Genomic DNA, 500 nt, shown 5'->3' on the forward strand with positions numbered 1-500 from the left:
CTGGCCGGCGGACCGGCCCGGGTGGCCGACACCGTGGTGGTCCGGATGCAGCAGGAGGGGCGGCTGATCGTCTCCCGGTCCGGCCAGGTCACGGTGACCGATCGGAACGCCCGGGACGTCGTCGAGGCGGTGCTGATCACCGCGGCGGGTGCGTCCGGCCGGGTCGAACTGTCCACCCTGCGGCGGACGGTGAGCCGCAGTGAGCACGTCCAGCGGATCGGCGACGGCCTGGCCGCCCGAGGGCTGATGCGGCGGCCCGACCTGTACCGGAAGGCGGTGAACGCCCGGAAGCTGCTCTGGTTCGCCGAGTTCGCGGTGATCGTCCTCGGGGTGGTGTCCGCGTTCCAGTGGTTCGGGGCGTCCGTCAGTGAGCAGGGCACCGAGGTCGCGCCGTTCTTCCCGTTCCTCGGCCTGCTGCTGATCGGCGTGTTCTGGCTGGCCGCCACCCGGCCCGAGCGGAGCCGGATCACCCCGGCGGGGGTCCGGCAGCTGGAGCTGAT

Annotated in this window: 1 protein-coding gene; it reads left to right on the forward strand. The window is 73.0% G+C overall.

The features are described 5' to 3' along the window. The coding region (locus tag ABD323_RS45865; protein ID WP_344447829.1) for a TIGR04222 domain-containing membrane protein at nucleotides 1-500 on the forward strand (500 nt) is incomplete at both ends.

Origin of the sequence: Kitasatospora nipponensis, assembly GCF_039528135.1 — a bacterium.
GTDB lineage: Bacteria > Actinomycetota > Actinomycetes > Streptomycetales > Streptomycetaceae > Kitasatospora > Kitasatospora nipponensis.